Annotated in this window: 9 protein-coding genes; all 9 read right to left on the bottom strand. The window is 63.3% G+C overall.

The genetic code is table 11. The annotated features are described in order from the left end of the window. Positions 1-309: 309 nt before the first annotated feature. Entirely contained in the window at positions 310-708 is a 399-nt protein-coding gene (locus ACNSN7_RS12595; RefSeq protein ID WP_418282648.1) for a helix-turn-helix domain-containing protein, read from the bottom strand. A gap of 114 nt (positions 709-822) precedes the next feature. Next, positions 823-1,248: a hypothetical protein gene (locus tag ACNSN7_RS12590; protein WP_418282647.1), complete on the bottom strand. Its 426-nt coding sequence runs from the start codon at positions 1,246-1,248 to the stop codon at positions 823-825. A 14-nt stretch (positions 1,249-1,262) separates the two neighbouring features. Next, positions 1,263-1,757, bottom strand: coding sequence for a phosphopantetheine adenylyltransferase (locus ACNSN7_RS12585; RefSeq protein WP_418282646.1), 495 nt, complete (start codon positions 1,755-1,757; stop codon positions 1,263-1,265). Between the two features lie 83 nt (positions 1,758-1,840). After that, the gene (locus ACNSN7_RS12580) at positions 1,841-2,434 is read right to left on the bottom strand and encodes a winged helix-turn-helix transcriptional regulator (protein WP_418282645.1); all 594 of its coding nucleotides are present in this window, start codon (positions 2,432-2,434) and stop codon (positions 1,841-1,843) included. A gap of 119 nt (positions 2,435-2,553) precedes the next feature. Beyond that, positions 2,554-3,633 carry a glutamate--cysteine ligase gene (locus tag ACNSN7_RS12575; RefSeq protein WP_418282644.1) on the bottom strand — a complete coding sequence of 360 codons (1,080 nt, stop codon included), beginning with the start codon at positions 3,631-3,633 and terminating at the stop codon, positions 2,554-2,556. A gap of 211 nt (positions 3,634-3,844) precedes the next feature. After that, a complete protein-coding gene (locus ACNSN7_RS12570) occupies positions 3,845-4,480 on the bottom strand; it encodes a fibrillarin-like rRNA/tRNA 2'-O-methyltransferase (protein WP_418282643.1) in 636 nt (211 codons plus the stop codon). Continuing rightward, a complete protein-coding gene (locus tag ACNSN7_RS12565; RefSeq protein WP_418282642.1) occupies positions 4,473-5,342 on the bottom strand; it encodes an NOP5/NOP56 family protein in 870 nt (289 codons plus the stop codon). The genes ACNSN7_RS12570 and ACNSN7_RS12565 overlap by 8 nt, the downstream gene beginning before the upstream one ends. A gap of 212 nt (positions 5,343-5,554) precedes the next feature. Beyond that, a complete protein-coding gene (locus tag ACNSN7_RS12560) occupies positions 5,555-8,179 on the bottom strand; it encodes a beta-alanine-activating enzyme beta-propeller domain-containing protein (RefSeq protein ID WP_418282641.1) in 2,625 nt (874 codons plus the stop codon). After that, positions 8,176-9,318 (bottom strand): outer membrane protein assembly factor BamB family protein, encoded by a 1,143-nt coding sequence (locus tag ACNSN7_RS12555; RefSeq protein ID WP_418282649.1) that lies wholly within the window; start codon positions 9,316-9,318, stop codon positions 8,176-8,178. Before ACNSN7_RS12555 ends, ACNSN7_RS12560 begins: the two co-directional genes overlap by 4 nt. Positions 9,319-9,380 lie beyond the last annotated feature (62 nt).

Below are 9,380 nucleotides of genomic sequence, written 5' to 3'. Positions count from 1 at the left end.
GGTCGCCGGAACCACTCGGCGACCGCCCCTGACTCCCTCGCACGCGCTCCTCGCGCCCGGTGGGCGCTCGGAGGCGCGCAGGGCGAGAGCGAGGCTCTCGCTTGCAGCCGGCGCGTCGCGCCGGCGACGCCGCCGCATGCGTTCTTTATAAGTATCCATCGACGTCGCTCACGCTCGTTTAAATACCGCAGCACGACCGGCGGACTGCAATACTCACTCCCGTCATCGATCACCGCTGTGTCTGTATCGATCCCTCCCGGGGCGAATAGATGCAGCTCGCGAGTCCGAGTGTTGGGGACGGCGTATCGTCTATCGGTGTACGTCGGCATCCGTCCCCACCGATCGTTCCGGAGCGATCTCGGAGACGACGCGGCGGGCGAGCGTTGCCTCCGCCTTTCGGAGCCGCTGGGAGATCGCGGACTTGGAGACATCGAACTCGTTCGCGAGGCGATCGAGGCTGGTCGCCCGCGGCGTCGCGTAGTACCCTGCCTCCACGGCACGGATCAGCGTTTCGCGTTGCACTCCGGTCAGTGCGTCGGTGTCGACCGTAACGGTCTCACCGTCCAACACTCGAACGTCTCGAACGGCAAGGTCGGTCCCATCGACATCGGCGATCGCTTCCAGTATCTCGCCGATCCCGCCGTCGGCTCCGGCCTCGAGAGTGATCGTGTATGTCTCGTTCGTGACGTCGTGGTCCGATGTTTCCATGGTCGATCGTAGTCGTGCCATTTGTCTACGACATCGACTGCGTGAATGCATGGCCCCGGATGGCAAACTACGTCGGCTTTAATATACACCCTTTTAGAACGATCCCGATCGTGTCTACTCGCCGCCGGGCGACGTCGAGGTGGAGTCGACATCGGTATCGGCATCGGTGTCGACATCGGCGTCGACGGAGCGACGACTCACTCGGCCGACGAGATAGCCCGCAACGCCGACGGCGACGGCGGCGGCGACCGCACCCGCGAGCGGCTCTCCGATCGAGAACCGAGTGAGGCCGGGTTCGGCCGTCGTGACCAACGCTCCCGCGAGCGGACCGTACGCGAGGATCACGCAGGGAGCCGCGCCGCCGCCGACACGGGCGAACCCGACCACACCGACCGCCGCGATCGCCGCGCAACCGGCTGCGACCCACTCGGTCGGCGGAGCCCCGACGAACGTGGCGGCTTCGATGGCGACCGTGGTGAGCGCGAAGCCCACGGCGCTCCAGACGGCAGCCCGCTCGAAACCGATCTCACCGAGTACCACACGGAGGACCCCCGTCATTTCGGTCGGGTCGTGCCGCGCCCCTCGCGGTCAGGCGTGAGGTTCCCGTGCTCGTCGATCTCTCCGGTGACGATACGCGTCGAGGAGATCCGCTCGCCGTCCGCCGCAGGAACGTGGTCGACGACGACGATCTCTAAGGGGTCGTGCCCACGCGCATCCCGGATCTCGTTGATCCGTCTTCCCCCCTCCTTCGTCTCGGGAGAGACGATGAGCGCGTCGAACTGTGGTTCGACGGCGATCCCGGTCGGCTCCTCTAGTCGACGGACGTCGAACTTGCGCCCGTGTCGCTCCGCGATCGGTGCCAGCTCCGCTTCGAGATCGCGCTTGCGGCTCTCGAACGGTCGGACGTATCGTTCGACGAGACGAGTTTTCGGGGCGAGCTCGTCGGACGTGAGCCCGACGGTGACGTCACCGATCTCGACGGCCCGCTCGAACAGCTTCCGGTGGCCGTCGTGGATCGGATCGAACGTGCCACCCAGCGCGACGTTCATACCTATCGGTCCGGTGGCTGAACCTTAAAACGTCCCCAACCGGCTTCGCCGCTGCCGAAGCCCTGCTCGTCGCCGACGGTCGGTCACCTCGTCGCGTCGTCGTCCGCCACGTCGTCCTGCCCGTCCGCTCCGGCGTCGGACTCGTCGACCGCGTCGTCGCGTTCGGGGTCGGCGTTCGTCTCGTCCGCGCCGTCCACGGATATCTGCACGGGCTCTTCGTCTCCCGCGAGCGACTCGCCGCCGAGCCGTCGATCGAGGTTGAACACCGCGTTCAGCTCGCGTTGCACGTCGCCGACGACGCCCTGCACGAGCTCGCTCGGCGCGATCGCCTCGTACTCGTACGGGTTGTTGCCCGCGCCGCTCGCCTCCCGCTTGCTCCGCTGGAGCTTCTCCTCGTCGTGGAGCTCCGCGAGCGCCTCGCGAACGGTGCTCGGATACAGACCCGTCCCGTCCGCGACCTCGTCGCTCGTACTACTCGGGTGTTCCCGGAGGTACACGTAGATCCGGGCTCTCGTCTCCGTGTCGAGCAGCCACGACAGCAGATCGACGACGTTGTCATCGAATCCTTTCACGGCTTTGTCCGCGCCTTCCCCCAATCGCTCTTTCGTCTTCCGGAGTTCCTCACGGGTTCGATCCGTGGGAGAGTCGTCCTGATCGCCGACGTCGTCCGTAGTCATGCCCGAACGTGTGCTCCGCGCGCGGAAAAGCGTTTCTCGTCGTTTTCGATACGACGGAAGCTGCCGTGTGAGTCGATGTCGTCAGTGTCTCCGACAGATCGTGACCGCCGTCCGGGGCGTTATGAGTCGAGTATCAGATCGGTACACAGCGCGTCCAGTCCTCCGGACTCCCGCAGACGGCGCTGTCGCTCGCTCCCGCTCTCGTCGTCGTACACGTCGCGTATCCCGGTGATGCCGAGGCGGTCGGTCTCCGCGTCGATGAGCGCTCCAAGCGAGACGGTGCCGCTCCCGTCCCGGGTCATGAACGAGGCGTCGTGGCCGTGGCGGATCGCCCGCCACTTGTTCTCGTCCAACAGCTCACGCCGGAGCGTCGACGTCGATTCGCCGTCCTCGTACCGTTCCGCGAGGTCGACGACGAGCGCGTGGACGTACTCCACGAACGCGAGGGTGACGCTCGGATCGGCGTGCGCGTCGGGGGCACGCACCTCGACGGTTCCGTGACCGGTGTGAGGGCGGACGTCGAACCAGAGCTCGCCGCGGTCCTCGATGGAGCCGTGCTGGACCATCCGACGCTCGAACCGCTGAAACGCGTCGAAGTCGTCGAACGCGGAGGGAACGCCCGTGTTCGGGAGGTTCTCGAATACCCTCGCTCTCGCCGACGCAAGCCCCGTGTCGAACCCGTTCCAGAACGGCGAGTTCGCCGACAGGGCCAACAGCACCGGACAGTACCATCGGAGTTCGTTGGCGATCCACACCGCCTTGTCGGCATCGTCGATGCCCACGTGGACGTGGAGGCCGGCCGTCGTGTTCCGGTGTTGCGGATACTGGATCCGGTCGAGCTGTGAACGGTACCGCGGCTTCTGGGCGTGATCGAGTTCGCGCCACTTCGCGGCCGGATGGAGCCCCGCTGCGGCGATCCGATAACCGTGGTCGGCGGCGTGCTCGACCAGCGCCTCCCGGACGGTCGACAGCGCCTGCGATGCGTCGTCGGGACCCAGCAGGAGGGGCGTCTGTGCCTCGATGGTGCATTTGAACAGCTCGTGGTCGAATCCCCCGGGAACCGCCTCCGGCGGCTCGCTGTCGTACACCAGATCGTCGGTTCCGGAGGTCGGACGGCCCTCGGCATCGACGATGAAGAACTCCTCTTCGATCCCGAGCGTCCCCATCCGTCCGAACGCGTCCCGCGAACCGAGTTCCATTACACCCTCGTTTACCCCGGATATTCTTATATGGTGTGAACCCGGCCGCGCGTGTCGGTACCGCCAACCGCGATCCTACTCGACTTCCCCTGATCCCCCGATCCTACTCGGCTCCCCTGATCCCCCCGACCCGATCCACGCTCCCGATCGCGAGTCACCCGCCCCGATCATCCTCACTCTCGCCCCGCTCTCCCTGGCTCCCGTTTCTCGTTCATCTCGGCGTCGCGACCACCCCGAGGTGGTCCTCGTGATACCGATCGAGCCGACGGGTTTCGCGGATCTCGTAGACGTCACGGAGTCGATCCAGGACGTCGTCGAACACGTCGTCGGGGTCGGCCGTCACGTCCTCGCTGCGGGCCTTCACGGCGAGCAGCAGTCGACCGTCGTCCGCGAGGAACCGTGCGTTCCTGACGGCGACGTCGGCCTGCCCGCGCGTGGCGACGTCCTGAACGACGACGTCGACGTCGCTCTCGACGACGTGCGCGTACGTCTCCGGCTTCCGGGCGTCCTTCAGGAGGGGGAACAGCCGGTCGCGCGGCTCGACCGCGTCCAGCAGGTCGCGTGCGGGTCTCGGTGCGAACTCCACCGCGTACGTCGGTCCCGCGAAATCGGCGACGTGACTGACCGTCGTCCCCGCCGCCGCGCCGAGATACAGGACGGTTTCCCCGCCCGTCAGCCCGGTGTTCATCTCGAGTTCGAGCATGCCGCCGAGCTTCGATCGCTCGGGGTCCCACGCCCGCCACTCGCCGTCGGTCGGCTCGCCGTACACGGGCTCTCCGCGGGTCGCGAGTCGCGTCTCGCCGTCGAACGCACGGCGCTCGACGCCGTCCGGAAGCGACTCACTCATCGGCGGCACCCTTCTGTGTGTCTTCGGCACGCGCACGGATCGTCGCGATGCGCTCGCGGAGTTCCTCGTGGAGAACCTCGCGGAACTCGCCGGAGTAGTGGTCGACTCGCGCCGCGAGCGTCAGTTTGCCGGCGAACGCCCGAGCCGCGGACCCGCGATCCTCGGGGCGCGTGTTCCGGACGTAGTCGTGGGTGAAGATGACGCCGTGTTTCGGCGACGGTGCCCGCCCGGAGAGGTGCGCGAACAGCGCGTCTTCCGCGCCGAGCACCTGTACCGTCCCGGAGGGCTTCTTCGCGAGCGGCTCCAGCCCGCCCGCGAGATCGATCAGCCGTGCGGCGAGTTCCGGGCCCGCCATCGCCGAGAGGTTCGGCGCGACCGCCGGCGCGACGCGCTCGACGTACGCCGCGAGCTCGTCGCGTTCGTCCGCCAGATCGGCGACACGACGCGACAGCGACACCGCCCTTCGTTCGGCGTCGGTATCCGGCTCCCGTGTCGCGATCTCGCGAGCCCCCTCGATCCCCGGAGAGACGTCCTCGAACAGACTGCCGGACCACTCCGCGGCGCGTTCGGCGAGCTCGTTCGCGGTTCGCTCGCAGTCGTCCATGGCACGAACACAATGTATTAACTGTTGGTCATCCGCTCGTTCTCGCTCCTCGATGGCTCCGCGAGCAGCGTGAAGAGTGGCTTTGTGCAGCGTGTCGTAGTATGCCGATGTGTCCGTTGTGAAACCGGATCGCACTGCTTGGGTGGGCCAGTTTTGCGGAGATTCCGCGCTCCCGCTCTCGATTCTCTTGCGGGATGCCTCGAGGTCATCGGGTGGAACCGATTCGAACCAGCCGAATCCGGTATCGTGATTATCCATGCTCGGAGAACTGGAGTCGAAATCGTATATGCGTCCCGGTGTGACGGTGATTTGAGAGGGACAGAACGCGAGTAGCGCGGCACTGCACGCATTCCATCGTGAGATGGTAGACCTCCCCACCCAACAAGCCTCCGCTTGTGAGTAGCCGGGTCCGTTAGCTCCACTTGTGGGACGCCGCGATCGTCAGGACACGGAGGACGTCACTCGACCCGTCATCGTACCGCGTCGTAACCGATCTTCGCACGGTTACGTCGGTCACTGATCGCCGTCCGATCACCGAACTCAACGCTATCACTGGGTGATAACCATGACAGTGCCCGAAGTCGGGTTACCGTCTCCTCATCGATCGCGTGTCGTGTTTCGATCGTTGTGAAGTCGGCCGAGCGGAGGGCATCGAGCGTTTCTATCCCCACGTCAGCCAGTTGTTCGATCGTCTCGTCGCTCATTCCATTCACTGTTTCAAGACGATCCGGGAGCGTCGTATTGGTCTCAACCTCGACGACGAGGGGTACGGTAAACACGTCTTCATCGATCGCCTCGATCTGATCCAATGCTGAACTGTACCCCTCCTGGGCCTGCTGGTAGCGTATCCTCGGGAGCGTTTGCTTGCGTTGAACGTGTGCGAGGATCGCTTTACGGAACGCTCGCTCGGCGACCTCCAGCTGCTCGATGAGTTCCGACCGCTTCTGTTGGAGGTCACGCACGTTCGTTCGTGCCTCTCGTACGTCTTCGATCGCTGCCTCAGTGTCCGTGGCGACTGACTCATCGCTCGTCCGTTCGAGAGCGGTCCGATAGCGATCGAGTGCCTGATCGTATTCGGTAAGAGAGCGCTCTAGATCGCCGTTCCCAAAGGCTTCATCTCCGGCCTCTTTCGCGCTTTTGGCTTGCTCACTCAGCTCTGCTGGGGAGCTCTCCGACTGGACGACATCGTCCGTACTCCCACTCGAATCGGAATTCGTCATGCGGTTTCGAAGCCTCTTCATCGGGCCGGATCGGGTGACAAATATCATCAGTAGAACTCCCACGGTGAGCCAAAAGGCGGCGTTGTATAGGCTGACGAACCGTATGATTCCGCCAGTGTAATAGATCCAGGCAAAGCTGGCTACGATGATGCCGTAGAGGCTCGTAAGGCCCCCAGTGAACCATCGTCCTGAACGGCTACCGAGCAGAGCGCTCCCGGACAATCCAACGAGTATTGCGGTCGTAATTCCTGCTGTACTGAGTCCAGCGGATATCGGTTCTGACAGCGGTAGATCGCTGAAACTGCTGACGGTTCCCATGCCGAGACACAACAGGGAAAGAACGAGCAGTTGTGCGTTGATACTGGATAGCTTGGATACACGCCCGTTCAGATCATCGTCGGTCTCGTTTGCGTACAGGTACCCGCCAACGGACCCGCTGGCGATACCACCCGCGATGCCCGCTTGCCACCACTGTGAGAGACGTCCACTCGGCTGGCTAACGCTCGTGTACGCTGTGTCCGTCGTGCCATCGGTAGTCGTGATCCGAAGGGCAATCGTGGTGCCTTCGACGCGGTCGCGGGGGAGTCGTATCTCGGATCCGGACCGCTCGAACGTCCCCTCTCCGTCAAGGTCCCATTCGTATTCAGCGATCGTACCGGTCGTCGTACTCGATTCCTCCGCCGAGAGGACGACATCCGACCCGTCATTCCTCACAACGATTCGCGCTGAGGGCGGATTCGAAGCAGTACTCGCTTGGATCGCCGATTCATCGGCAACGACCCGCAGGTGGTTCTCTGTCGTCGTATAGATCCGCTCGTCAGCAAGCACTGGTGTCGTGGCTGCTCCCCCGTCAAGCGTCCAGCGGGATTCACCGGACTCCGCGTCGATGGCGTGGAGCACGTCACCGGACCCGACGAGGACCGAATCAGCCGCAATGAGCGGACTATTCCAATACACGTCCGCGTCGAGATCGTAACGCCAGATTAGTTCGCCAGTTGTCGCCTCGAATGCCCATAGCGAGCCCACTCCAGAGACGTATACTCGATCACTGCCAACTGCAGGCGAACAGTCGACTCGATCACCGAATGAATGTGTCCATCGTTGCGTTCCCTGGTGATCGAGCGCGAAAAGAGTTCCTTCGACGTCAATGGCATACACGCCGCTTTCGTCGACAGCAGGACTCGCGTAGACGTAAGCTCCCGTCGCGAACGTCCAGTGGATACCGCCGGTCGCCAGATCTAACGCGTGGACCGCACCGCTGCTTGAACCGACATATACACGCTGGTCATACACGCTGACGGCACTCGCGACTTCCGAGCCAGCACTGGAGGCCCACTGTAGATCCCCCGTGTCCGAATCGATCGCCAATACGTCTCCACTCCCCGTTCCTACGAACACCCGATCGTTCGCCACTGTCGGTGCGCCGATAACGTGACTGCCCGCATTCACGGACCAGGACCGGTCGCCCGTCTCTCGGTCGAGGGCGTAGAGGGTTTGATCCTCCGACCCGATGTATACGTGTGTGTCGTCGACAGCCGGAGCGGACCTGATACGCTCGTCGGCCTCGAACTGCCACACGGAGCGTCCCGATGTGCGTTCCACCGCGTAGAGGGCCCCATCGAGCGTTCCGATATAGATGTTGTCAGCATCGACGACTGGTGATGCCGTTGATGCGATACCTCCGATCGATCTCAGCCACGCCTCGGTCGGATCGTTCGGTACCTCTCTGTCGGGAACGAATCCGGTGCTGCCCTCGTCGAATTGGTACGACGGCCACTCATCGTTCGCTCGCGTCTGCGACGTTGCTGGTGCAGCTACCGTCAGCCCTGCGGTTACAGCCAGACTCTGGAGGACCGATCGGCGAGTCCACTTCATGCACGATCACTCCGCCAATACGCCCCCAGTGCGGCGAGCACACCGAGACTCCCGCCCGCGATGGCGGTATCTATACGGTTGATCCGGGTCCTACTGGGCTGAAGGACACTGATTCGCGACCCCCCGTTGACGATGAGACGTCTGCCGTCGTACGCGAACGGTCCCGTTACGTATCCGGATGCATTGTGATCGAATACGGTGCCGAGTTGCGTCGCAAACACTGGCTCTCCCGAGTGGACATCGAGGCAAATGAGGGAGTTCTGATACATAACGAGAACGGTTCCGGGTGTGGTCGCGAGTTCTTCTCGAGGTGATTGGCCACGACCGGGCGGTCGATACTCCCAGAGTTCCGTCCCATCACTGGCATCGATTTGGACGATTCGATTCATGTCCCCGTACCGAGACGACATCGGCTGGATGACGGTGCCATTAACGACCGACGGTGTTCGATAGATCGCCCAGTCCGATGGAGCAACCCGCCACAATTCCTCGCCGGTCGCAGCGTTGAGGGCAACCAGTCCGTCCACTCCCGGAACGTAGAGTCTTTCATCGGCATACACGTAGACGCCATCTTCAATCCATTCGTCCTCGAGAAGCATCTTGCTCTGCCAGATGATGGTCCCCGTTGTGATGTCGGCGGCCCGTACTATCCGTCCACTACCGAAGTATATTCGACCACCACCGACCGTCGGTGCCACAAATGAGTCCGTGTTTAGTCGGAGCAGCACGGATCCGTCGTCGATATCGAACCCAGTCGTTCCAGCAAAAACCACGTCGTCGTAAACCACTGGATCCCCTCGCACATCGCCGTTGTGTACCCACCGTTCGTTACCAGTCGTTTTATCAAGACCACGAACTGCATCGTCCGTTACGAATACAACCGTGTCATCTCCCACGATCGGGGTCGTGTGTCCGCTTGTTGCCGAATCGGTCCAAATAGGGGTACCGGACTGCCGATCAAGCGCAACTGCCTGTCCGAACTCAGGCGCGACGAACACTCGTTGTTCATCAAACACGGGGACCGGTGGCCGATTGACCGTTCGACCAGTGAGCTCATGCGACCAGGTGACTTGAAGCGTTTCGTTGAGCGTGTTCTGATGCTGGAAGCGATTCGTTCGTCCCGGATCGCCACGATGCATCGTCCAGCTATCCGGATCGCTACCTCGCCGCTCCACTTGTGACCCCATGGATACCCCACCGC

The sequence above is a fragment of the Halorubrum rarum genome, assembly GCF_048380895.1.
Taxonomy (GTDB): Archaea; Halobacteriota; Halobacteria; order Halobacteriales; family Haloferacaceae; genus Halorubrum.
This window is presented reverse-complemented; position numbering and strand designations above follow the sequence as displayed.